This is a genomic window from Streptomyces sp. MAR4 CNX-425 (assembly GCF_048656465.1).
Classification (GTDB): Bacteria; Actinomycetota; Actinomycetes; order Streptomycetales; family Streptomycetaceae; genus Streptomyces.
In genome coordinates this window covers 317,296-340,224 of sequence record NZ_JBMDLF010000003.1, presented here as the reverse complement: position 1 = coordinate 340,224, position 22,929 = coordinate 317,296, and the positions used below count along the sequence as shown (strand labels likewise).

The following is a 22,929-nucleotide window of genomic DNA, read 5'->3' as shown; positions in this document are numbered from 1 at the left end:
CTGCGCCGGGGCGGGATCGGTGCTTGGGTGCGGGGATGGACATTCTCGTGCTGGGCGGTACGGCCTGGGTGGGCCGGGAGGTGGCGCGGCTGGCGCTCGCGCGGGGGCACCGGGTGACGTGCCTCGCGCGCGGCGAGAGCGGCGGCGTGGCGGACGGCGCGGAGCTGGTGGCCGCGGACCGCCGGGATCCCGGTGCGTACGGCGCGCTGCCGCCCCGTACCGCGGAACGCCCCTGGGACGCCGTCGTCGAGGTCTCGTGGCAGCCCGGCTTCGTCCGCGGCGCCCTCGCCGCCCTCGCCGACCGGGCCCGGCACTGGACGTACGTCTCCTCCGGCAACGTCTACGCCGCCCACGACCGGCCCGGCACCGACGAGTCCGCGCCGCTGCTGGAGCCGACCGAGCGGGACGAGGTCGGCCGCGAGCTGTACGGCGAGGCCAAGTCGGCCTGCGAGCAGGCCACCCGGGAGGCGGTCGGCGACCGGCTCGTCATCGCCCGCGCCGGCCTCATCGGCGGCCCCGGCGACCACTCCGGCCGCACCGGCTACTGGGTCGCCCGCGCCGCGCGCGACCCCGAGGGCCCCCTGCTCGTCCCGCACGGGGCGCACCTGCCGACGCAGGTCGTGGACGTACGCGACCTGACCGCCTGGCTGCTCGACAGCGCGGAGTCCGGCGCCACCGGCACGTACAACGCGGTCGGCCCGGTGCTCTCGCTGGACGCGTGGATCCGGCTGTCCCGGGAGGTCGGCGGGCACACCGGGCCGGTGGCGGCGGCTGGTTCGGCGTGGCTGCGCGGGCAGGGCGTGGAGCCGTTCATGGGGCCGGAGTCGCTGGCGATGTGGCTGGACGAGCCCGGCTGGGAGGGCTTCGCGGCGCGCAGCGGCGCGGCGGCGGAGGCGGCGGGCCTGCGGCACCGGCCGCGCGCGGAGATGCTGGCGGACACGCTGGCGTGGGAGCGGGAGCAGGGCCTCGACCGCCCCCGGCGCGCGGGGCTGAGCCCCGAGCGGGAGCGGGAACTGCTGGCGGCGCTGGCGGCGGCGGAATGAGGCCCGCGGCCGGGCTACAGGGCGGCTAGCCGCCCCGCCCCGCGCAGGCGCGGGGTGAACGCGGCGTGGAAGATCGTCGAGGCGGCGCCCACCGCGGCCGCCTCCGGGCCGAGCACCGACCGCTCCACGTCGACGTGCCGCAGCCGGCGCGCGGTGGGGAAGTCGTTGACCATCTCGCCGATGTGGGACAGGTACAGCGGGGCGGCCGCGTCGGTGAAGAACGGGCCGCCGAGGACGACGAGGTCGATGTCGAGCAGGTCCACCAGGCTCGTGGTGCCCTGTCCGACGGCCCGCGCCAGGTCCCGTACGGCGGCGGTGGCGGCCGGGCGGCCGGCGGCGGCGGCCTCGGTGACGGCGCGGTAGCCGGCGGCGGTGCCGGCGAGGGCGGCGTCGAGCGGGTGGCCGTGCCGGGCGGCGAGGCGGGCCAGGCCGAGCGGCGGGTTGCACTCGGGCAGCACCTCCGGCCGGCCGCCGGGCCCGGTGCGGCCGAGGGCGACGGCGCACAGCTGCCCGAACTCGCCCGCGTTCGCGCTGGTGCCGCGGTGCAGGTCGCCGTTGAGGTACAGGCCGGAGCCCACGCCCGTACCGAGGTAGACGTACGCGAAGTCGCGGGCGCGCCGGTCGCGGCCGATCCACCGCTCGCCCGCCGCCGCGGCGGTCGCGTCCTTCTCGATGATCAGCGGGCACCGGAAGTGGTCCCCGAGGAGGTACAGCAGCGGCAGGTCCGTCCACACGGACATCAGCGGCGGGTCGAGCACCGTGCCCGAGGCGGTGTCCACCGGCCCCGGGACGGCCACGCCGATGCCGAGGAAGCCCCCGGGCCGTACCGCGCCGCGGGCGTCGGCGAGCACGCCGCGGCCGAGCCGGACCACCTGCCGGACCAGCACGTCGGGGTCGGACGTCGGGGGTACGGGCCGCGTGCGTTCGGCGACGATCGCGCCGTCGAGGTCGATGACGACGGCGGTGCAGACCTCCGGGTCGATGTGGATGCCGACCGCGTGCGCGGCCTCCCCGCGCAGCCGCACGGGCGTGCGCGGCTTGCCGGAGGAGGCCGCCTGCCGGCGGTGCTCCTCGACGAGGATGCCGCGGGCCAGCAGCGAGCGGGCGATCCGGGAGACGGACTGCTGGGTGAGGCCGGTGCGCTGGGCGATCTCGCCGCGGGTGACGGTGCCGGCGAGGCGTACGGCCTCGATGACGACGCACTCGTTGAACGAGCCCAGGTCGATGTGGTTCGCGCCGCCCCCCGGGCCGCCGCCGGCGCCGCCGGGGCGGGCCCGGGGGAGGGAGCGGGGTGGGGCGGCGTGGCTGGCGATCGACTCGCGGAGCCACCGCAGCGGCTCGCCGGACGGGCACCGGGCGTACGCCTCGACGGCGGCGGCGAGGTCGAGGTAGACGCGCCGGGACGACTCCGGGTGGCGGCCGGCGTCGAGGGCGACGAGGGCGCGGAGGTAGTTGCGCCAGGTGCAGGTGGCGGGGATGCGGTGGAGGGTGGCGGGGGGCGAGGACTCGGGGCGGATGGCGGGGTGGGGCTGCGCGTGGCCGGGTGCGGGCAAAGGACCGGGCGCGGGCGCTGGACCGGGAGCTGGACCAGGCGCACGCGCGGAGCCGGGCGCAGGTGCGGGACCGGGCGCGGGCGCGGGGCCGGGCGCTGGACCGGACGCACGCGCGGAGCCGGGCGCGGGCGCGGGGCCGGGCGCGGGCGCGGGGCCGGGCGCGGGCGCGGGGCCGGGCGCAGGTGCGGGACCGGGTGCGGGGACAGGGCCGGGCGCAGGCGCGGGGCCGGGCGCGGGCACAGCCCCGGGTGCGGGCACAGGGCCGGGCGCTGGACCGGGCCCGGGGGCCGGGGTGGCGTCTGCGGTCCAGAGGGTGAGCGCGTACAGCTCGATCCGCGGATGCCGCCGCCGCGCCTCGGCCAGGAACGCCGCCAGCGCCCGCTGCGGCGCCGGCGGGCGGCTGTCCGCGACGGCGCCCGGCAGGACGTCGCAGGCCCGGTCGAGCCGGGCGAGCACGTCGGCGCCGACCGCGCCGCCGGCGCCGGCGGGGCGCCGCGGCCGTGCGGCGGCGCCGGTACGGGCCCCGGCGAGCAGTACCGCGCCGTGGGCGTCGGCGTAGAGCCCGACGACCCAGATGTCGGAGCCGGGCAGCGGCGGCTCCGCGGGCGGGTGGTCGGACCAGCGGCGCCGGATGGCGGCGACGGTGGCGTGGGACAGGCCCAGTTCGCGGCCGACGGCCCGGGAGGCGGCGCCGTCGCCGGCGAGGAGCGTACGGGAGATGACCTCCGCCTCGTCGACGGTGGCCGGGCGGCCGGGGCGGGCCCGGTGGCGCAGCCCGGCGATGCCCTCGTCCGCCCACCGGTGCCGCCACGTGCCCACGGTCTGCCGGGAGACGCCGAGCCGCCGGGCGATGTCGGTGTCCCGCATGCCCTGCCCGGCCAGCAGCACGATCCGCGCCCGCAGTTCGAGTGTCCCGCCCTCCGCCGCCCAGCGGCGCAGCAGTCCGGCGTCCTCGGGGGAGGGCCGGGGCGGCCGGGCGGCGGCGGGACCGGTCACGGTCGCCGGCTGGTGGGGGTTCATACGTGGCCTTCCTGTCCGGCCTTTCCGGCTCGTGCCGGACATGCAAAACCACGTGTGTTATCAAGTCAACGCCCCGAATACCTCTTTCACTTGCTGGTCGCCAAGGGCGCTGGTGAATTGTCAGGCGGAGGGAGGGGACGGCGGGCGCCGTTGTGGAAAACAACCGCCTGACAGCCGTCCCCCTCGTGTGCGGCGGGCCGGGAGGCGGGCGGTCAGCCCTGCGGCGGGGTGGGCCGGTCGGGGGTCAGGGCCAGCTCTCCCTTGAGCATCCGGCCGCCGTCCGCGGTCAGCCGCAGGTAGTAGTCCGGGGAGCACGCCGTGCCGTCCTCGTCCAGCGCGCGGAGACCCGAGCCGGCGGGCACGTCGGCCGCGGTCGCCGCGGTCTTGGCGATCTGGTTGGCCTCGTTGTACTCGTCGAACATCGAGATGTAGAGGCCCGCGACCTCCAGCCGGCAGTGGTTGTAGAACTGCCGCCACATCAGGTCGCCGTGCGCGCGGTGTCCGCTCTGCAGGTCGCCGGGGATGACGCAGGGCTGGTAGTCGATGCCGTGCGCGTCGCAGTCCGCCTTGTCCGGGCCGTTGACGTGGGTGGAGAAGTGGTCGGCGCCGGCGACGTCGGAGATGCGGCCCACCATCCACGGCGAGAGCATGTGGAAGGCGTGGTAGACGTCCAGGAACCCCGGTCGGGAGTCGGAGTCGCCGTTGCGCCAGTGCGTCGGCACGCCGCCGATGACGTAACAGCCCCGGTCCTTGAACCAGTTGACGACGTCGAGGCACGGCCCGGGCTCGAAGGGGCGGCCGTCGTCGTTGAAGCCGAATCCCCAGATGCACACGACCGGTTTGCCGTTCTGCATCGCGTACGCGCTGGACGACGTGTACGCGCTCATCTTCGCCGTCCAGTCCTCCTTGATCTGGGACTGCATCTCGGTCCAGGAGGTGACGTCGTACATGATGTAGAACTTGCGGCCGTGCCTCTCGGCCGCGGCGCGCACCTTCGCGGCCATGCCGTCGCGGGTCGGGCCCTCCGCGCCGAAGGGGTTGAAGCGTTGCAGGGCGGCGGTGTCGCAGCCGTTCTCGGCCATCCAGCGGAAGTGCGTGTCGACCGTCTGGTCGTCCCAGGAGGAGAACAGGGTGGCCGGCCCGCCGCCGTTCAGGTCCCGGTAGTCGGTGGGGTACGTGTGCTCGTACTCGCTCATGTCCGGCCACGACAGGATGGTCGTGTTGTCGGGGGACGGGGGGCGGCTCCGGTCGCGGCTCCAGTGCCACCAGCCGCCGATGGGCGCGCCGTCGCCGGGGCAGGCGAACCAGCCCTGGTAGCCGACGGTGACCTTGCCGACCACGTCGCCGACGGGGCCGGCGGCCGCCTGCGCGGGCTCCTCGGCGGCGCCGGCGAGCCGGGTGGAGAACACGCCGCCGGCGGCGGCCGCGGCGGAGGCGGCGGCGCCGGAGACCATGAGCTTGCGCCTTGAGATCGTCACGGAGGATTTCCTTACGCTCGGTCCTGCGGTGGGGGTATTCCCGGCGGCGGCGAAAGGCGCCGCGCCAAGGGACGCGAGCCGTAACGTAGCCGGGCCGCGGGCGCCTGGCAATGGATCCGGGTGAGGGAATTCGATTTCCTAACTCCGGTTTTTGTCAGGCCATTTATTTGACGAAAAGGGGCCCGCCGAAATTCGCCCGCCGGCGTCAGTCGACGACCTTGATCTTCTTCATGGTGGGCTGCGAGATGACCCGGGCGACCCCGGGGATGCCGATGATCTTGTCGGTCTGGAACCGCTCGTACGCCGCGTAGTCCGCGACCAGCACCCGCAGGAAGTAGTCCGGGGTGCCGAACACCCGCCGGAACTCCACCACCTCGTCGTACGCCCCGATCGCCGACTCCAGGCCGGAGAGCGTCTCCAGGTCGCTCACCGACACCTCGATGGACACGATCACCTCGAGGCCGCGCCCGGCCAGCTCCTCGTCCACCCGCGCCCGGTAGCCGGTGATGACCCCGGCGTCCTCCAGCCGCTTCACCCGCCGCAGGCACGGCGGCGGCGTCAGGCCGACCCGGCGCGCCAGCTCGACGTTCGACATCCGGCCGTTCCGCTGCAACTGACGCAGAATTTCACGATCGATCTCATCGACTTTGACTTCATTGCTCATCAGGTCACTCTAGCGCCATAATCGGCAACCATATGAGGCGCGGATCTTTCTAGAATCGACCCATGGATACGGAGCACGCGGGGCGCCGGCTGCGCTCCGACCTCTCCCGGGCGCTCGCCGACTCCGGGTCGGTCGGACTCGGCGCCTTCCCGATGGGCGTGGCCTTCGGCGTCCTCGTCGTCCACTCGGGCCTCGACTGGTGGTGGGCGAGCGTCTTCTCCGGCCTGATCTACGCCGGTTCGCTGGAGTTCCTGCTGCTCGGGCTGGTGCTGGCCGGGGCGCCGCTCGGGCAGGTCGCGCTGACCGCGTTCACCGTGAACTTCCGGCACGTCTTCTACGCCCTGTCCTTCCCGCTGCACCGCGTCCGCGGCCGCGCGGCCCGGGCGTACAGCACCTTCGCGCTCTCCGACGAGGCGTACGCCGTCACCGCCGGCCCCGCCGCGCGGTCCTACCCGGGCCGCCGCGTGCTGTGGCTCCAGGTCTTCATCCACCTGTACTGGGCCGGCGGCGCCACCGCCGGCGCGCTGCTCGGCGCCGCCGTCCCGGCCGGCGTCGAGGGCCTGGACTTCGCCGTCACCGCGCTCTTCGCCGTGCTCGCCCTGGACGCCTTCCGCGCCCGGCCGGCGCCCGCCGTGCCCGCGCTGGCGCTGGGCTGCGCGCTCGCCGCCCGGCTCGCGGTGCCGGGCGGGCAGCTTTTCGTGGCGTTCCTGCTGTTCGCGGCGGGGCTCCTCGGCCACTACGCCGTCGTACGCAACCGGCCCCGGCCCCGGCGCCGGCGCGGTAAGGAGGCCACCCGTGTCTGACGCCCCCGCCACCGGCTATCTGCTCGCCGCCGTCGCGGTCGCCGTCGCCGTCACCTGGGCGCTGCGCGCCCTGCCGTTCGCCGCGCTGGCGCCGCTGCGCGCCAGTCGGCTCGTGGCGTACCTGGGCGCGGCGATGCCCGTCGGCGTCATGGTGATCCTCGCCGCCTACACCCTGCGCCACCTCACCCCGCGCGATCCGGCCGCCGCGTGGCCGACGCTGCTGGCGCTGGCCGCCACCGTGGCCGTACACCTGTGGCGGCGCAACGTGCTGGTGTCGATACTCGGCGGCACGGCGGTGCACGTGGTGCTCGCCAGCGCGGTCGTTCCCTCCTGAACCCCCGTGTGCGGCGAGGGGATTCGCCGTACGGCGACGCCGGTGCGGGGCCGTACGCGGCCCGCGCTCACCCGCGCCCTTCGGCGGTGAGCAGCACGACCTGCCCGGCGCCGGCGGGCGGTGCGGACGCGGTCGTGACCGGCACCAGCCGCCCGGTGGCGGTCACGTGGAACAGCACGAGGTCACCGGCGTCCCCCGCCCCCACCGGCGCCTCCGCCGCCGCCTCCGCCGCACCCGCCGCACCCGCCGCACCCGCCGGAGCCTCCGCCTCCGCGCCTACCGGAGCCCCCGCCGCCGCGCCCGCCGCCGATTTCACCGCCGCCCCCGCCGGCGCCTCCGTTCCCGGTGCCGCGCGCAGCGCGAACCGCGCGCCCGCGGCGTGCCGCCGCGCCACCTCCGCGCCCGTCAGGCCCGTCGCGAACAGCGACTCGCCCGCCATGAACGGCGCCACCACGCCCTCGCCCCCCGCCGGCGGCTGCGGCCGGTACACCGGCACCCCCCGGTCCCCGCCCGCGAGCAGCGCCCCCGCCAGCGCGTTGAAGTCGTCCTCCGCGGTCAGCAGGTACACCTCCGTGATGCCCTCCAGCTCCGCCCCCGTGCCCGCCGCCGAGGCGAGCAGTTCGCCGGGGGCCAGCGCCAGCCCCGCCCGCGCGATGCGCTCCCGCTCCGCCGCCCCGCCCGCCCACATCAGCACGTCGGGTCCCGCCGCCCGCAGCGTCACGGCCAGGTCGACGACCCACGGCTCCCCGCCGACGAGCAGCGGCCGGGAGCGGGCGGGGCGGGTCACGCCGAGGCGGCGGGCCAGCGGCACGGCGCTCAGCCCGTACAGCAGCACCGTCGCGACGATGACGACGAACGTGGCCGGCAGGATCTTCCGCGCGCCGTCGACCCCGTCGGCGACCAGGCCCGCGGAGAACGTCGAGGCGGTCGAGGCCGCGACGATGCCGCGCGGCGCCAGCGCGCCGAGGAACGCCCGCTCGGCGCGCGGCAGGCTGGTGCGTACCGTGGCGAGCGCGGCCACCAGCGGCCGGGCGACCAGCACGAGGACCGCGACCAGCACCAGTGCCGGCAGCACCACGTGCCGCAGCGAGGCGGGCGTGACCGTCGCCGACAGGGAGACGAAGAGCAGTCCCACGGTCAGCGACACCAGCGTCTCGAAGAACGGGCGGAGCGCCGGCACGTCGAACTCCGGGCGGGTGGCGACCGCGATCCCCATGGTGATGGCCGCGATCAGCCCGGTGTCCTCCCGTACCGCGTCGCACCCCGCCGCCACCCCGACGACCACGGCCAGCTGCGCGGCGGCGGCCAGCACCTCGTCGAGCCGCATCCGGTGCAGCAGCAGCCACAGCAGCGCGGCGCCCGCGGCGCCGCCGGCGAGGCCGACGCCGGTGCCGGCGAGGAGGCCGAGGACGGCGCGTACGGGGCCGTGGTGGGTGTCCGTGGTGACGGCGTGGAAGAGGAGCGCGCCGAGGATGCCGCCGACCGCGTCGATGACGGAGCCTTCCCAGACCAGGATGCGCTGCAGCCGCTCGTTGGGCCGGACGAAGGCGAGGAGGGGGCCGACGACGGTGGGCCCGGAGACGACGAGCACGACGCCGAGCACGGCCGCCGCGGCGGCGGACATCCCCAGCAGCGGGGCGGCGGCGAGCCCGGCGAGCACCGGGGTGAGCAGGGCGCCGAGCCAGATGAGCCGGATCACCGCCCGGCGGGTGTCGCCGGTCAGCCGGCGCAGGTCCAGGCCGAGACCGGCCTCGTAGAGGATGACGGCGACCGCCAGCGACACCAGCGGCGGGAACGCGGGGCCGAGCAGCCGCCCGGGGTCGACGTCGTCGGTGAGGGCGCCGGCGGCGAAGCCGGCGGGCAGCAGCAGGACGATCGCCGGGAGGCGCAGCCGGGACGCCGCGATCTGCGCCCCGACCGCGAGCACGGCGATCAGCCCGACGCCGGTCAGGATCTCCTCGGACGTCATGAGCGCAGCGGGCCTCCTCGTCGTACCGGCCGCGTCTCATTCAACCCCCATGTGCGTGCGCGAGCCCGGAGGCCGATCCCCGGCGCGTACGCACGGGAAGACGGACGAGCGCCGCGGCCCTTGGCCGGACCGCGGCGCTCGTTCCGTGCCGGACGCGCGTCAGGCGCAGGACACCTTCGCGTCCGCCCAGTCGGCGTGGTCGTAGCTGATGCCGTCGCCGCCGTCCGTCACCTCCAGGGTGAGGAGGTCGACTCCGGCCACGTCCGCCGTCACCGGCTCCGCGGCGTCCGCGCCGCGCAGGGTGCCGGTCGCCGCCAGCTCCGCGCCGTCGCCGAGGACGCGGAAGCCGACCGTGCCGCGGTCGCCGACCTCGTCGTCCACGCCGGCCTGCGCGGCGAAGGAGGTGCACGCGCCGCCGAGGTAGACGGTCACCCGGGACGGCGCGTGGGCGCCGAGGCCCTTGTCGTACGTCGTGCCGCCGATGGTCAGCGGCGCGCCGTCGCCGGCGCCGTCGTCGCCGACGCTGGTGTCGATCTCCACCGGGCCCCAGCCGTTCGTGGCCGTCAGCAGGTGCAGGTCGCCGACGTACGCCTCGCCCCGCGGCACCGGCGGCGCGACCAGGACCCGTACCGCCTGCTCGACGTGCACCGGCGGCTGCGACCGCCCGGCGCCCGGCGCGCGGTACTCGGCGACGACGGGCACGTCCACGTACCCCGGCGCCGCGTCCGGCGGCACCGTCACCGTCCAGCTGCCCGACAGCGCCTGCCCCGGCCGCAGCACCGGCCGCGCCACGTCGTCGCCCGACGCCGTCCAGCCGGCCCGCGGCCGGGCGCCGAGGGTGACGTTCCGCAGCGTCGCGGACTCGTCGCCGGCGGCGGCGAAGCGGCCGGTGACCCCGATCTCGTCGCCGGGCTGCGCGACGGCCGACTCCGGGGTGACGTCGAGCGCGGTCGCCGGCGTCGTACGCACCGGCTCGTCGCACGTCGTACGGCCGTCCCCGGCGGGGCAGACCAGCGCCACGAACCCGCCGTTCTCCGCCACCGGCACCGTCAGCCGCGCGTCGCCGCCGACCGTGCGGGTCTCCCGGGCCAGCCCGTCCGCGCCGTCCGTCACCAGCTCCACCAGCAGCCGCTCGCCGTCGTCCGCGCCGAGCCGGCCGAGGTCCACCTCGGCCCGGCCGGCCGCGCCCGCGTGGATGCCGCCGACGAACCACCGCTCGCCGGCGCGCCGCGCCAGCACCGCGTCGTCGCCGGGCCGCCCGCCGAGGTAGCGGGTCTCGTCCCACACCGTCGGCAGCTGGTCGAGGACGCGCTCGGCCTCCGGCAGCCCGGCGTACGTCTCCGGGCTGTCCGCCGGGTGCTGGAGCCCCGACTCGTACACGACGGGCAGCGCCAGCTCGTGCGCGTCGGTGTGCGCCCTGTTGGTCATGGAGAAGGTCCCGGGCGTGACGTCGGCGGAGCCGACGACGTTCCGGGTGAACGGCAGCATCGTGTTGTACGTGGGCGTGAGCGGCTGGTCGAAGGAGTAGTACTCGTGCCCGCGCACCGCCTCGTACGTCATCAGGTGCGGCCAGGTGCGCTGGAGGCCCTTCGGCAGCGTCGCGCCGTGGAAGTTGACGAGCAGCTCGTGCTCGGCGGTGGCGGCGAGCACGTCCTCGTACCAGGCGTGCCGGCCGACGCCCTCGGGCTCGCCGCCGCCGTTGTTCATGAAGTCGACCTTGACGCCCTTGACGCCCCAGTCGTTCAGCTCGCCGAAGACGGTGTCCATCTCCTCGGGCGTGTCGACCTCCCACCAGCGGAACCACAGCAGGATGTCGACGCCCTTCGCGCGCGCGTACCGCGTCAGCTCCGGCACCCACTCGCGGCTCCAGCCCTCGTCGACGAGCGTGTACTCCCAGCCGTGCGCGGCGGCGTAGTCGACGTAGTCCTTCTGCCGCTCGAAGTCCCGCGGGCTGTCGTGCTCCACCAGCCAGGACCAGGACACGGTGCCGGGCCGGACCCAGGAGGTGTCGGCGAACTCCGCGTCCGGCGCGAGGTCGCTGACGAGCGTCGATTCGGTGACCGTCGCCAGGTCGCCGACGATCGCGGTGCGCCACGGCGTGCTCAGGTCGCCGGGCGAGACGACCTCGGCCTCGGCGAGGGCGACGTCGTACGCGCCGCTCCCGGCCGGGTGCGCGAGCTTGCTCCCGGGGTACGTGGAGTCCATGCCGGACTCGGTGAGCAGCACGTACTCGTCGGTGGCGGTCTCGAAGAGCGCGGGGTAGCCGTAGTCGCCGGCGGGGGCGGCGCCGGCGGTGGTCTCCGTACGCACCTCCTCGTACCAGGAGGTGTGCGGCAGCAGCCAGGCGGGCGCGGCGGTGGGCAGGCGGTAGCCGCTGGCCTCGCCGGTGACGACGGTGCCCGCCGAGTCGGGCAGCTCGTAGCGGAACGCGACGCCGTCGCGGGCGACGCGGACGACGAGGTCCATCCGGACACCGCCCTCGCCGCGCAGCGCGAAGCGGGACTCCGTCATGGGGGAGGTGATCCGGCGCTGCTTGCCGGTGGTCATCTCGTAGCGCTCCACGACCCGGCGGTCGTCGCGGCCGAGGACGTCGAGCCCGCGGGTCAGGTCGGCGTCCTCGGTGACGAGGCCGAGGGGGGAGTCGGGGAGGACCTCGTCGCCGCCGCGGCGGACGGTGAGGGTGAGGGCGCCGGTGGAGTCGTCGCGTACGACGTCGGCGGTGAGTTGATCTTTGTTGGCTTGTGGTGCGGCCACGCGCCAGCCATCGGAGGTGTCGGCGATGGCGGCCGCGGGGTTGGGGGAGTCAGGGGCGGGTGTCGCCGCGGCGGGCGACAGCCAGGCGGTGACCAGGACAGCGAATGCGGTCAGCAGGATGCCGGCCGGCCGCCGTCCCAGCGGGCCGAAGAGGGCCACGGGTGCTCCTTACACATCGGATGAGCAGGAGAAAGCCGTTGAACTGACGTGTTGCACTCTGTTGGTTCACGTCTGGTTGAGTTAATTCTTGTGACCGAGACCTGTCAAGAGTCCGCGCCGGGCGCGGGCGGCGCGTCCGCCCCTTCGGCGCCGTCCGTTGAGACGCGCGGGGGAGGCGGCAAAAGGCACTTCGCGGGCCATTCACCTCGTACGCCCGGCGCGACCCGCCGGTATGCGGCGGCCTGCCGCAGAATGGGCCATGTGCTGGACATGTCGAACGAGGAGTTCGAGGAACTGGTCGCGCAGGCCCTCGACCGGATCCCGGCCGAGCTGACCCGGCTGATGGACAACGTCGCGGTCTTCGTCGAACCGGAGCCGCCGCCGGACGACCCCGGGCTGCTCGGGCTGTACGAGGGCACGCCGCTGACCGAGCGCGGCGAGTGGTACGCGGGGGTGCTGCCGGACCGGATCACGGTCTACCGCGGGCCGACGCTCCGGCTGTGCGAGTCGCGCGAGGACGTGGTGGCGGAGACGGAGATCACGGTGGTGCACGAGATCGCGCACCACTTCGGGATCGACGACGAGCGGCTGCACGCGCTGGGTTACGGCTGAGGCGGCAGCCGGGCGCGGGGGCGTACGACGTGCGCCGCCCGTCAGCCAGGGCCGGCGGGCGGAGGCGCCTGGCCCGCGCGCGTCCCCCGGGCGGGGCGGCGGGTCCCGGCCGCGGCGGGCTCGTCGGATGCGGGCTCGTCGCATGCGGGCCCTTCGGGGGCGGGCCCCTCGGAGACGGGCTCTTCGGGGACGGCGTGCGCGAGGGCCAGCTTGACCAGCAGAACGGCGGGCAGCCAGGCGAAGCCGGCGGGGCCGTCCAGGGCGGGCGCGAGCATCAGCCCGGTGAGCACGGCGAACAGCCCGACGGGGCGCGCCAGGCGGCGCGGTGAGCGGCTGACCGCGACGACCCCGGCCAGCGCCCAGGCGTACCAGAGCGGCCCCCACCACCAGGGCCCGCCGAAGACCAGCCCGACGACGACCGGCTGGAGGTGGACGGCCGCGAAGCCGACCTCGTGGTGCAGGAAGCGGTTCAGGCGGGTGGGCGGCAGCGGCAGCGGGCCGTGGTAGAAGCGCTTGGCGGCGTCCAGGCCGTTGGCGACGACCCCGCCCGCCAGGTCGAACGCCACCACCGCGCCGATCGCGTACTTCCACCACGGCCACGCCGGGTCCCCGGCGGTGGTCAGCAGCGCGACGACGCCGAAGAGCCCGGCGAGGTTGGCCGTCCGGCGTTCGGCGCCGGTGGAGCCGAGGCCGTAGAACCAGCTCCCCCCAAGTCCTGTCCGATCGACTGAACGCATGTTCTGCATGCTAAACAAGTGTTCAGGATGCGAGCAAGGGTACTGGCCAGGCCCGGGTCGGGCGGAGGCCGAGGGGAGGAGCGGGCGACGCCGCCGGGGTCAGGCGGAGGGCGGCAGGGGGGAGGCACCCCCGGCGCCCCCGGCGCCCCCGCCCGCCGTGTCGCCGGTGGGTGTCGCGGTCGGGGTGGGCGTGGGGGTCGGGGAGGGCGCCGTGGGCGTCGGCGACGGGCTCGTCGGGCGGGGGTGGGGTGCGGTCGGCCCCGGGGGGTCCGGGGTGGCGTCGGCGCCGCCCGCGCCGGAGCCCGTACCGGGGGACGGGGACGCGGATCCGGCGGTGCCGCCGCCCGGCCCGCCGCTGGCGGAGGGGTCCCCCGCGTCGCCGCCCCGCGCGTCCCCGGCGCCGCCGTCCGCCCGGCCGGAGGCGGCGCCGGGCCCGTCGACGGCGCCGGTGTCCGCGCCGCCGGCCGCGGCGGACGGCAGCTCGTTGACCCGTACGCCGCCGTCGGGCTCGGTGCCGCTGCGGTCGGAGCCGGTCCCGTGCGGCCCGCCGGGGCGGCCGCCCGTACCGGAGACCGTCATGCACCCGCCGAGCGCCAGCACCGCCATCGTGGCGGCGGAGATCCTCAGGGCGGCACGGGCTGTCGGCTCAGGCATGGGGAGCCCCTTTCCGGACGTGTCGTACGCTCAACTCCCCGGCGCCCGCGGAGGACACGGGGCGCGCCACGAGGCGCGCGGACCGGCGCGTACCCGCCACGCGCGCCCTCGGGCACCCCTCCCCGGGCCGGGCCCGCGGAACTGATTTGCCAGCCGCCCCACCGGGTGCGTACTCTGGTAGATCGTTTGATCCCATTTGCCCGGCGCCCCACCGAAGCGCGCCGTGTGTGGCGCGTTCCCTTCCCTGCCGTGGCAGACCGCAAGAGGCGGTCGGCGTACATCCGCCGCGGAGTCGTGGCGCGTGCCGACGACTGCGGAAGGCTTTAGCTCGTTCATGTCTGAAACCCCTGTGCTCGACCCTGCCCTCGACGAGGCGGAGACGTCCGGGAGGACGCCCGCCCCCGAGACCCCCGACACCCCCGACACCCCCGCCGAGCCGACGTTCGGCGACCTCGGCCTGCCCCGCGGCGTCGTGGCCAAGCTCGCCGACTACGGCGTCACCACCCCGTTCCCGATCCAGGCCGCCACCATCCCCGACGCCCTCGCCGGCCGCGACGTCCTCGGCCGCGGCCGCACCGGCTCCGGCAAGACCCTGTCCTTCGGCCTCCCGCTGCTCGCGACCCTCGCCGGCGGCCACACCGACCCCAAGCGCCCCCGCGGCCTGATCCTCACCCCGACGCGCGAGCTGGCCATGCAGGTCGCCGACGCGCTCCAGCCGTACGGCGACGTGCTGCGGCTGTCGATGAAGGTCGTCTGCGGCGGTACGTCCATGGGCCGCCAGATCGGCGCGCTGGAGCGCGGCGTCGACGTGCTCGTCGCCACCCCCGGCCGGCTGCGCGACGTCATCGACCGCGGCGCCTGCTCCCTGGACCGGGTGCAGATCGCCGTGCTCGACGAGGCCGACCAGATGGCCGACCTGGGCTTCCTGCCCGAGGTCACCGAGCTGCTCGACCAGGTGCCGCCGGGCGGGCAGCGGATGCTGTTCTCCGCCACCCTGGACAAGGGCGTCGGCACCCTCGTCGACAGCTACCTCGTCGACCCGGTCAGCCACGAGGTCGACCCCTCGGCGGGCGCGGTGACGACGATGAGCCACCACGTGCTCGTCGTGAAGCCGCGGGACAAGGCGCCCGTCACGGCCGCCATCGCGGCGCGCAAGGGCCGCACCATCGTCTTCGTACGCACCCAGCTGGGCGCCGACCGCGTCGCCGACCAGCTGCGCGAGACCGGCGTGCGCGCCGCGGCGCTGCACGGCGGCATGACACAGGGCGCGCGGACGCACACGCTCGCCGACTTCAAGGACGGCCGGGTGCACGCCCTGGTGGCGACGGACGTCGCCGCGCGCGGCATCCACGTCGACGGCATCGACCTGGTGCTGAACGTCGACCCGGCCGGCGACCACAAGGACTACCTGCACCGCGCGGGCCGCACCGCCCGCGCCGGCGAATCCGGCACCGTCGTCTCCCTCGCCCTGCCCCACCAGCGCCGGACCGTCTTCCGGCTGCTGGAGGACGCGGCGGTCGACGCCGCGCGGCACATCATCAGCGGGCGCGGCGCGTTCGACCCGGACGTGGCGCGGATCACCGGCGCCCGGTCCATCGACGAGGTCCAGGCCGACTCGGCGGCCCAGGCGGCGACGGCGGCGGAGCGGGACGTGGTCCAGCTGGAGGCCCAGCTGGAGCGAGCCCGCAAGCACGCGACGGAGCTGCGCGCGGAGGCCACGCGACTCGCCACCCGCGCGGGCGTGACACCGGAGCCGCCGGCGGCGGCGGAGCCGGGCGGGCAGGACACCGACGCCGCCCCGGCGCCGCCGGAGCCCCGGTCGGAGGACCGCCCGTACGGCGCCCGCACGGCCCGCGACGACGGCGACGACCGCCCGTACAACCGCGGGGCGACGCGGCACGACCGCAGGGAGCAGCGCTTCCGGTCGTTCGACCGGTCCGGCGACCAGCGCCGCAACGACCGCGGCGATTCCCCCCGCCGCGACGGCCGCGACGGCCGCGAGACCCGCGACTACCGGACCGACCGCCGCGACGACCGCGCCTACGGCACCCGGGAGCCCCGCTCGTACGACCGCCGCGACACCCCCCGCCGCGACGACCGCGGCACCCGCCCGTACGACCGCGGCACCCGCCAGTACCCCCGCCGCGACGACCGCGGCAGCGCCCGCCCGTACGACCGCGACAACCGCCGCCCGTACGAGCGCCGCGACACCGACCGCACCCGCTTCGGCGGCGACCGCCCCGCCGGCCGCGACCGCCGCGACGGCCGCCCGTACGGCCACGACCGCCGCACCTCCGACGACCGCCGCGCCGACAAGCCCCGCTGGAAGCGCCAGGACCGCAACAACCGCAAGAGCTGACCCGCACGAACCCCACCGGGCCCCCTCCACGCACCACCGGAGGGGGCCCACGCGCATCCCCGGGCCCCCGTACCGGAACAACCCGTAGGTGAGATGTCACCGTGGGTTGTTACTCTGGATGACCAGAGTGCCTTGAGGGGCCCCACACCCTCCGTCCGGAGAAAACCCGTCGGTTCTCACCAAGGAGGGTCACGTTGGCCCGTCGTGCCTGTGTCCGTACCGCCCTCGTCAGCGCGGCGCTGTCCGCCACGCTGGCGGCGACGCCCCTCGCGGCGGCCGCCGCCGAGAACGCCCCGCCCGACCGGCCGGCCACCGCCGACCTCAGCACGGAGTCCAAGCCCTGCGCCGCGGGCGCGGACCGACCGTACGTCCGTTATGCGCCGGCCCTCCGCGCCGTCCTGCACGACCCGGACGGCGACCCGGTCGCGGCGCAGTTCGAGCTGAGCTGGCAGGACCCGTCCGGTGAGCCGCAGACCCGCCGGCCGACGACGACCTCGAAGCGCAGCGGCTCCGCGTTCTCCTGGCATCTGGAGGAGGACATCCCCGAGGACACCGTGCTGCGGTGGCGGGTGCGGGGCTGGGACGGCACGGCGTGGGGCCCGTGGAGCTCCGGAGGAGGCGCCGGGCACTGCGAGTTCGTGTACGACCCCACGGTGCCCGCGCCGCCCGTGATCTCCTCGCCGGACTATCCGGAGGACCCCGAAGGCTGGACCGACGGCGTCGGTGTGCCCGGCCGTTTCACCTTCGACGCGCCGGCCGAGGAGGCGGTCGCGTACCGCTACTCCTTCGACGGCTCGACGTTCCACGTCATCGACCTCCCCGCCCCGGGCGAGCCCGCGACCGTCACCTGGATGCCCGAGCGGTCGGGGGTGTACATCGTGTCGGCGCAGTCCGTGAGCAGGTCCGGCGCCGTGTCCGAGCCCACCAGGTACACCATCCGCGTCAGTGAGGGCCGCTCCCCGGTGGCGGGCTGGGCGCTCGGCGACGCCGCGGGCGCGGGCGAGGCGGCGCCCACGAACGGCGCGACGCCGGCCACGGCTGCCGCCGGCGTCACCTTCGGCGCCGCCGGCCCGGAGGGCACGGCGTACGGAACGGCCGCCGCCCTCGACGGCACCCCGGACGCCTACCTCACCCCGCAGACCGCCGTCGTGGACACCCCGGGGTCCTTCGCGGTCGCCGCCTGGGCGCGGCCGGAGAACGCGGCCGGTGACGACATGACCGTGCTCAGCCAGGACGGCGGCGCCATACCCGCGTCGTTCGCGCTGGGCGTACACGACGGCCGCTGGTCCTTCGCCGTCGCGGACGAGGCCGACGGACTCGTCCGGGCGACGGGCGGCCCCGCCGCGACCGGCAAGTGGGCCCACCTCACGGCCGTGTACGACACCCACGCCCGGACCGCCCGCCTCTACGTCGACGGCCGCCCCGCCGCCACCGCGGAGGGCGTCACCCCCGGACCCGCCGGCGGCGACCTGCAACTGGGCCGGGTACGCACGGCCGCCGGCCACACGGGCAACTGGCAGGGCCGGCTGGCGGACGTCCGCGTCTGGGACCGCGTCGTCGTCGCCGACGAAGCGACGGCACTGGCGGCCCGCACGGCCCAGCGCACCGGCTACTGGCAGCTCAACGAAGCCCCGGCCGGCGCCAGCCCCGAGTACACCGGCGGCCAGCCGCTCACCCTGCTCGACGGCGCGGCGATCACGGACACCGACCCGATCGCCGGCACCGGCCACCTCGACCTCACCGGCAACGGCGGCTACGCCGCCACGGCCACCCCGCCCGTCGACACCCGCGGCAGCTACACGGTCGCCGCCCACGTCCGCTTCGGCAACGACCTGCCCACCCGGGACATGACCCTGCTGTCCCTCCCCGGCGACCACGCCAACGCCATCGAACTCCGCTACGAAGCGGACACCACCATGTGGGAACTCGTCGTCGCGGACGCCGACACCCCGACCGCGACGCACACGGTGACCGAGGCGTACGCGAACCCCTGGGGCCAGCACCTCGCCGTCGTCCACGACGACCCCGCCGACCGCATCCGCCTCTACACCGACGGCACCCAGGCCGCCGAACTCCCCCTCCCCGACTCCGCCGCCTGGCCCGCCACCACCGGCCTCCAACTGGGCCGCGCCCGAACCCCCACCGGTTGGACCACCCCCGCCACCGCCGCCGTCGACGAACTCCGCACCTACACCGGAGCCCTCCCCGACGACCGCCTGACCTTCATCAGCTTCCCCTGGGAGAACCCGGACCTCTGACACACCCACCCGTGGCCCCTCCCACCCGGGAGGGGCCACGCCCCGGCCGATATCCGCTCAGGAGCACCGGGAGGTCCGGGCTATGCTGGCCGGGCGGGCCGCTAGCTCAATTGGCAGAGCACCGGACTTTTAATCCGTTGGTTGTGGGTTCGAGTCCCACGCGGCCTACTCTTCCGGGCCAGGTCAGAACGCATCTGACCTGGCCCCGACCCGTTTTTTTTTGGGCAGGTGGAGATCGATAGTTCGGCCAGTGCTCGGCCGAACTGCGGCCGATCATGCCCGGACGGCCGCGCGCACGGAACGGCCCCGGGAGCGGATCCACGCACGCTCCCGGGGCCGCCCTCTGCCCGCGGTCAGGGCCGCTCGCGCAGCTCCTCCAGCCGGCGGCGGTACAGCGGGCCTGCGGCGTGCGCCGCGTGCTCCTCGCTCGGCGCCGAGGTCTCGATCAGGTGGTGCGCCCGCGCCTTCAACTCGGCAGCCCAGGCGAGCACGTGCTGCTGCGCGGGCCGCCCGCACTCCTTCGGCTCCCCGGGGAGGCACACCGGCAGGTCGTCGCCGAGCTTGTTGGCCGCGTGGCGGACGTAGCCGGCGATGAGCGCCCACTGCTCGTCGGTCCGCTGCACCGGTCCGTTGGCGTCGGCCTCGGTCCAGGCGCCGAAGTCGTCCCCGTGGTCGTCCATGTCCGCTCCCTGGTGTCAGTCGGGCCCGTCGATGCTATCCGCGTGCCTGCCCGCCTGTGGGGCGCACGGCTGGCACGGCCCGCACCACGGGAGGCACTGCGGCGGCGTGCACGACTGGGCGCCGGGCGGCCCGTGCACGTCCCGTATCGCGGCGGCGACCTCGGCCATGCGCGCGCCGTGCCAGATGTCCGCGAGGGGGGTGTGCAGGACGTTCCCGGCGTACAGGAAGCGGCCCATGGCGCACGGCCACACGTAGCCGTCCGGGCCGATGGCGCACTGTTCGTGGGCGCACTGTCCGCACAGCGCGTCGACCGTCTGCCCGCCTGCGCGGCCCGCCCGTCCGAGTGACCGGGTCCGGTCGGTGGTGACCTGGGTGACGCCGAGCGTGCGCAGGTCGTCGGCGGCGTTCTGTACGCGCTGGCTGGTGTGCACGCCGATGACGCCTGCGCGTACCGGGATGCCCAGTCCTTTCGCGCGCTGGATGTTGACGCGGGTGCGACGGTGGGAGCCGGGCAGGCGTGTGATCCGGTCGTGCTGGCGCGGGTTGTCGCTCAGGTAGGTGGTCGCCAGGCGCACGCCGCAGGTGCGGAAGATGCCCCACAGCTCGTCGCGGACGTGGACGAGGTTGGAGAACACCTCGACGTCGAGGCCGGTGTCGTGGGCGTAGGCGATGAGGCGGCCGAGGTAGGGGTGCAGGGTGGGCTCGCCGCCGATGAACTGCACGGTGCGCGTGCCCAGCTCGGCGAGCTGCCGGATCGTGCGCTCCCAGTCGGGCAGCCGCATGGTGCCGTGGGTGCCCTTCGGGCTGCTGTCGGCGTAGCAGAAGAAACACGTCTGCTGACAGCGCCCGGTGATCTCTAACGCGGCGAACGCCAGCGGCGGGGAGCCCATCACACGGCCCTCATCTCGGCGGCGACGAGCAGCGCCAGGACGGCGAGGACGGACAGCACGAGGAACACCGCCGCCGCGGCGGCGGCGACTTCGCTGGCGCTGACCGTGGGCGTGCTCCTGGGGGTTCTGCGGCGCATCGGCCTGTCTCCTCTCGGGGGCCGTCCCGGACCGCCCGGGGCGGTGGTGCGACGCCCCGCCCGCCAGGTTGACGTCTGCGGACGGCCGGCGGGCGGGCGGGGCTGCTCTGGGGCCCCGGCCGCGTCGGGGGAGAGCACGGCCGGGGCTGCGTAGGTGCCCCGCCCGCCGAAGCCGGCCTCACGGCGGGCAGGGCCTTCCCCGGGCGGCCGGGGAACCGGTCGGCCGTCCGGGGGCCCGTCCCCTGGCTCGACGTGTCCGAGGCGGCCAGGGGACGGAGTTCAGCGCCCGGGGTGCAGGTGGGCGGGGGAGCCCACGGGCGGTGAGGGGGAGGTGCGGTGGCCGGGCGCCCGCGGCGCATTGGTGGTCACGGTCACCCCTTCCCGCGGTGGCGGGGGCACTGGCAGGGCGGGTAGGTGCCGTAGAGGAGAGGGGGGTTGCAGTCGCGGTCATAGAAGCGCCGCACCGGCCCCCACGTCCTGCCGCTGTCGCGGGATACGCGCAACGTGAGAAGCGGGCGGGCGGGCTTCTCCCCGACCCCGGGCCCAGTAGACTCGCGCATGTCGACGCTCCTTCGTAGCGTTGCCCACGCCCCCGGACCGTTCGCGCGGTCGCGGGGGTCTTGCCGTTCATCGAATCGGTGCCTCCGTTCGTGGGGAGGAGCCACACAGGGGGCTAGGGAGGGGCCAGACTGAGAGAGGGAGGGGCCAGCGTGAGCACAGAGCGGAAGCGGCAGTTCGGCGCCTACGTGGCGCGGCTGCGCCATGCCGCCCGCCTGAGCCAGCGGCAGGTCGCCGCGCAGCTGTGTCTCGCCGCGGGGGTCTCTTCCGTGACCCGGAACGAGGTCTCACGCTGGGAGCGCGGCGGGCGCGTACCGGATGCGTGGCTGGCGCCGCTGGCGCAGACCCTCGGCGTGCCTCTGGACGAACTGGAGCGGAAAGCTGCGCAAGCTCGGGGGGAAGCTGAGCTGCCGGACCGCACCGACCAGGAGCCCGACACCTACGTACAAGACGCCGTGGGGTGGCTGCTCGCCCACGACAACCGCCACGGCGGGGACCACGTGGCGGACGCCGCCGTACAGGTGTGGCAGGCGGAACGCGGTCGGATCACCGGCGAGACCAAGAAGCAACTCGCCCAGGTGGCGGAGATCGGGGAGGTAGCAGGGTGGCTGCTCCACGACGCCGCCCGGTTCCGTGAGGCGCGGACCACGCTCGCGGAGGCGCACACCCTGGCCCGCCTCGCCGGAGACAGCCCGCTGGAGTGGTTCGTCCTGGATCTGATCGCCATGATCGACGTGCACACCAGCCGCGCTGGTGAAGCTATGGTGATCACAGACGAGATGCTGGCAGGACGGGAGGTGCCCGGCCGGGTGGCCCTGATGGCCCGCGTGCGACGCGCGCGCAGCCTTGCGCAGGCGGGAGACCGGACGCGCGCCCTGGACGCCCTGGAGCGGGCCACTGGAGCGCTTCAGGACTCGATACACGCCAACGACCCGGCATTCACCTGGTGGATCGACACCACCGAAGTCGAACTGCACACGGGCGAGGCGCTGCTGAGCCTCGGAGACCCGCACGCGGCGCTGCCGCACCTTCAGCGCAGTTCGGAAGCCGCCAGAGGCGGCGGCGAACGCCGGGAGTTCGGCAACGTGCTCGCGGAGCTGACCGCCTTGGTGCGACTCGGTTCGTGGCGGGAAGCCGAAGCCCCGCTGCTCCGACTCGAACCGATCCTGCGCACGGTCACCTCGTCACGGACCCGCGTCCGTCTCCGCTCCACCCTCCGCGCCATCGACCGGGACGCCCCATCCTGGCTCGCGGACACCGCACGCGAGGTCGCAGGAACCGGGTGACACCCGCGTGTTCGCCCTACAGACACACGAAAGCGCCCCCTGCCCCGGCCGTGTGGCCAGGGCAGGGGGCGCTCTGTGCGCTGTTACGGCGCGGGCTCGTACTCGACTTCGAGACCCGGGCACTGCCCGGCGCGGTCGACGAGCGCGGCCCGCTCAGCCTCGTCGATGGCCAGGGCCCACCGGCTCTTCGTCGCGACCCAGTCAGACAGGTACTGGCAGGCCGCCGACTCCGCCTGAGCCGCGTCTTCCGGCAGCTCTCCGACAAGGCCGGGTTGCCGCCCATCAATTTGCGGGACCTACGGCACGTGGCGGCGACCGTGCAGCACGCGGCCGGCGCGGATCTCCACGCGATCAAGGAGATGCTGGGCACTCCACGATCACCCTGACGTCCGACACCTACACGTCGTTGCTGCCGCAGGTGGACCGGGATATCGCGGAGCGCGCCGCCGCGGTGGTGCCCCGGGCGCGAAGGCGTCCCCCCTCGACTCCTGCCCTCCCTTAGCAGTGCGTCAGGTCCCCTACTCGTCGATGTTCGTCAGCATGTTCGACAGTAGCCACGCCGACCCGTTGGCTTGCTCTCCATCGCCGTGCGCGGCTTCGACGAGCGCGAGCAGGGCGGATCCCCGAGAGCCATCGAGGCGGTACACGAGCACCATCCGGTCTTGGCGCTTTGGAATGTTGAAGGGAACGTGCCCGTAGCCTCCAGCCCGGAGGCCCGCGGAGATCTGCTGAACAACGTTGCTCTTGGCGCGCTGGGCACCGAAAGCGTCCCTGAGCGTCTTCACCGAGATGGCGGCATACCCGCTGCCAGCCTCGACGGCCTGCTCGACCTCAGTAAGGTCCACGAGCCCCCCTTGCTCCTCTGTCCTGTTAGGTGGACAGACGATATTGCCGCAACGAGGTTGTGCAGCATCCCGTGTTGACGATTCACCCGATCAGGTGACATGGCCGCAGCCATGCCTGGACGATAGAGTGACAGC

Annotated in this window: 18 protein-coding genes, 1 tRNA gene and 1 pseudogene; 9 read left to right on the top strand and 11 right to left on the bottom strand. The window is 75.2% G+C overall.

Features of this window, described 5'->3' with window-relative positions; genetic code table 11:
- The first annotated feature begins 35 nt into the window (after positions 1 to 35).
- Positions 36 to 1,043: an oxidoreductase gene (locus ACHZ99_RS11190; RefSeq protein WP_420304312.1), complete on the top strand. Its 1,008-nt coding sequence runs from the start codon at positions 36 to 38 to the stop codon at positions 1,041 to 1,043.
- A gap of 14 nt (positions 1,044 to 1,057) precedes the next feature.
- Here the strand turns inward: ACHZ99_RS11190 and ACHZ99_RS11185 are convergent, their stop codons facing one another.
- From ACHZ99_RS11185 to ACHZ99_RS11175, 3 genes are all read right to left on the bottom strand, one after another.
- Entirely contained in the window at positions 1,058 to 3,616 is a 2,559-nt protein-coding gene (locus tag ACHZ99_RS11185; RefSeq protein WP_420304311.1) for an ROK family protein, read from the bottom strand.
- A 212-nt stretch (positions 3,617 to 3,828) separates the two neighbouring features.
- Entirely contained in the window at positions 3,829 to 5,070 is a 1,242-nt protein-coding gene (locus ACHZ99_RS11180) for a glycoside hydrolase family 71/99-like protein (protein ID WP_420304684.1), read from the bottom strand.
- A gap of 229 nt (positions 5,071 to 5,299) precedes the next feature.
- Positions 5,300 to 5,758 carry an Lrp/AsnC family transcriptional regulator gene (locus ACHZ99_RS11175; protein ID WP_420304310.1) on the bottom strand — a complete coding sequence of 153 codons (459 nt, stop codon included), beginning with the start codon at positions 5,756 to 5,758 and terminating at the stop codon, positions 5,300 to 5,302.
- A 62-nt stretch (positions 5,759 to 5,820) separates the two neighbouring features.
- On the opposite strand from ACHZ99_RS11175, the gene ACHZ99_RS11170 reads away from it, so the two are divergent.
- Positions 5,821 to 6,561, top strand: a complete 741-nt coding sequence (locus ACHZ99_RS11170; protein WP_420304309.1) for an AzlC family ABC transporter permease — start codon at positions 5,821 to 5,823, stop codon at positions 6,559 to 6,561.
- The gene (locus ACHZ99_RS11165; RefSeq protein WP_420304308.1) at positions 6,554 to 6,895 is read left to right on the top strand and encodes a branched-chain amino acid transporter permease; all 342 of its coding nucleotides are present in this window, start codon (positions 6,554 to 6,556) and stop codon (positions 6,893 to 6,895) included. Before ACHZ99_RS11170 ends, ACHZ99_RS11165 begins: the two co-directional genes overlap by 8 nt.
- A 67-nt stretch (positions 6,896 to 6,962) precedes the next feature.
- Here the strand turns inward: ACHZ99_RS11165 and ACHZ99_RS11160 are convergent, their stop codons facing one another.
- Both ACHZ99_RS11160 and ACHZ99_RS11155 read right to left on the bottom strand, forming a co-directional pair.
- Positions 6,963 to 8,864 carry a cation:proton antiporter gene (locus ACHZ99_RS11160; RefSeq protein WP_420304307.1) on the bottom strand — a complete coding sequence of 634 codons (1,902 nt, stop codon included), beginning with the start codon at positions 8,862 to 8,864 and terminating at the stop codon, positions 6,963 to 6,965.
- 159 nt (positions 8,865 to 9,023) lie between these two features.
- On the bottom strand, positions 9,024 to 11,777 hold the full coding sequence (locus ACHZ99_RS11155; protein WP_420304306.1) for a glycoside hydrolase family 97 catalytic domain-containing protein: 2,754 nt from the start codon (positions 11,775 to 11,777) through the stop codon (positions 9,024 to 9,026).
- A 261-nt stretch (positions 11,778 to 12,038) separates the two neighbouring features.
- On the opposite strand from ACHZ99_RS11155, the gene ACHZ99_RS11150 reads away from it, so the two are divergent.
- Positions 12,039 to 12,389: a metallopeptidase family protein gene (locus tag ACHZ99_RS11150; RefSeq protein WP_420304305.1), complete on the top strand. Its 351-nt coding sequence runs from the start codon at positions 12,039 to 12,041 to the stop codon at positions 12,387 to 12,389.
- Positions 12,390 to 12,430: 41 nt separating this feature from the next.
- Here the strand turns inward: ACHZ99_RS11150 and ACHZ99_RS11145 are convergent, their stop codons facing one another.
- Together ACHZ99_RS11145 and ACHZ99_RS11140 are read right to left on the bottom strand one after the other, a co-directional pair.
- Positions 12,431 to 13,126, bottom strand: a complete 696-nt coding sequence (locus ACHZ99_RS11145; protein ID WP_420304304.1) for a hypothetical protein — start codon at positions 13,124 to 13,126, stop codon at positions 12,431 to 12,433.
- Between the two features lie 99 nt (positions 13,127 to 13,225).
- The gene (locus tag ACHZ99_RS11140; RefSeq protein WP_420304303.1) at positions 13,226 to 13,780 is read right to left on the bottom strand and encodes a hypothetical protein; all 555 of its coding nucleotides are present in this window, start codon (positions 13,778 to 13,780) and stop codon (positions 13,226 to 13,228) included.
- A gap of 334 nt (positions 13,781 to 14,114) precedes the next feature.
- Between ACHZ99_RS11140 and ACHZ99_RS11135 the strand changes: the two genes are divergently transcribed.
- The 3 genes from ACHZ99_RS11135 to ACHZ99_RS11125 all read left to right on the top strand — a co-directional run bounded on the left by ACHZ99_RS11135 (position 14,115) and on the right by ACHZ99_RS11125 (position 18,565).
- Entirely contained in the window at positions 14,115 to 16,139 is a 2,025-nt protein-coding gene (locus ACHZ99_RS11135) for a DEAD/DEAH box helicase (RefSeq protein WP_420304302.1), read from the top strand.
- A gap of 194 nt (positions 16,140 to 16,333) precedes the next feature.
- A complete protein-coding gene (locus ACHZ99_RS11130; protein ID WP_420304301.1) occupies positions 16,334 to 18,397 on the top strand; it encodes a LamG domain-containing protein in 2,064 nt (687 codons plus the stop codon).
- A gap of 95 nt (positions 18,398 to 18,492) precedes the next feature.
- Positions 18,493 to 18,565 (top strand) — tRNA-Lys (locus tag ACHZ99_RS11125).
- Positions 18,566 to 18,750: 185 nt separating this feature from the next.
- Here ACHZ99_RS11125 and ACHZ99_RS11120 read toward each other — a convergent pair.
- From ACHZ99_RS11120 to ACHZ99_RS11110, 3 genes are read right to left on the bottom strand one after another with little or no spacing between them, the layout of a single operon-like run.
- Positions 18,751 to 19,077 (bottom strand): hypothetical protein, encoded by a 327-nt coding sequence (locus tag ACHZ99_RS11120; RefSeq protein ID WP_420304300.1) that lies wholly within the window; start codon positions 19,075 to 19,077, stop codon positions 18,751 to 18,753.
- A 15-nt stretch (positions 19,078 to 19,092) separates the two neighbouring features.
- Positions 19,093 to 19,968 carry a radical SAM protein gene (locus ACHZ99_RS11115; RefSeq protein WP_420304299.1) on the bottom strand — a complete coding sequence of 292 codons (876 nt, stop codon included), beginning with the start codon at positions 19,966 to 19,968 and terminating at the stop codon, positions 19,093 to 19,095.
- Positions 19,968 to 20,105 carry a hypothetical protein gene (locus ACHZ99_RS11110; protein WP_420304298.1) on the bottom strand — a complete coding sequence of 46 codons (138 nt, stop codon included), beginning with the start codon at positions 20,103 to 20,105 and terminating at the stop codon, positions 19,968 to 19,970. The genes ACHZ99_RS11115 and ACHZ99_RS11110 overlap by 1 nt, the downstream gene beginning before the upstream one ends.
- 710 nt (positions 20,106 to 20,815) lie before the next feature.
- Here ACHZ99_RS11110 and ACHZ99_RS11105 point away from each other — a divergent pair.
- Both ACHZ99_RS11105 and ACHZ99_RS11100 read left to right on the top strand, forming a co-directional pair.
- Positions 20,816 to 21,949 (top strand): helix-turn-helix domain-containing protein, encoded by a 1,134-nt coding sequence (locus tag ACHZ99_RS11105; RefSeq protein WP_420304297.1) that lies wholly within the window; start codon positions 20,816 to 20,818, stop codon positions 21,947 to 21,949.
- A 233-nt stretch (positions 21,950 to 22,182) separates the two neighbouring features.
- Positions 22,183 to 22,451, top strand: a pseudogene (locus ACHZ99_RS11100) (tyrosine-type recombinase/integrase); the annotation flags it as partial.
- A 16-nt stretch (positions 22,452 to 22,467) separates the two neighbouring features.
- On the opposite strand, the gene ACHZ99_RS11095 reads toward ACHZ99_RS11100, so the two are convergent.
- Positions 22,468 to 22,794 carry a hypothetical protein gene (locus ACHZ99_RS11095; RefSeq protein WP_344287379.1) on the bottom strand — a complete coding sequence of 109 codons (327 nt, stop codon included), beginning with the start codon at positions 22,792 to 22,794 and terminating at the stop codon, positions 22,468 to 22,470.
- Positions 22,795 to 22,929: the final 135 nt, after the last annotated feature.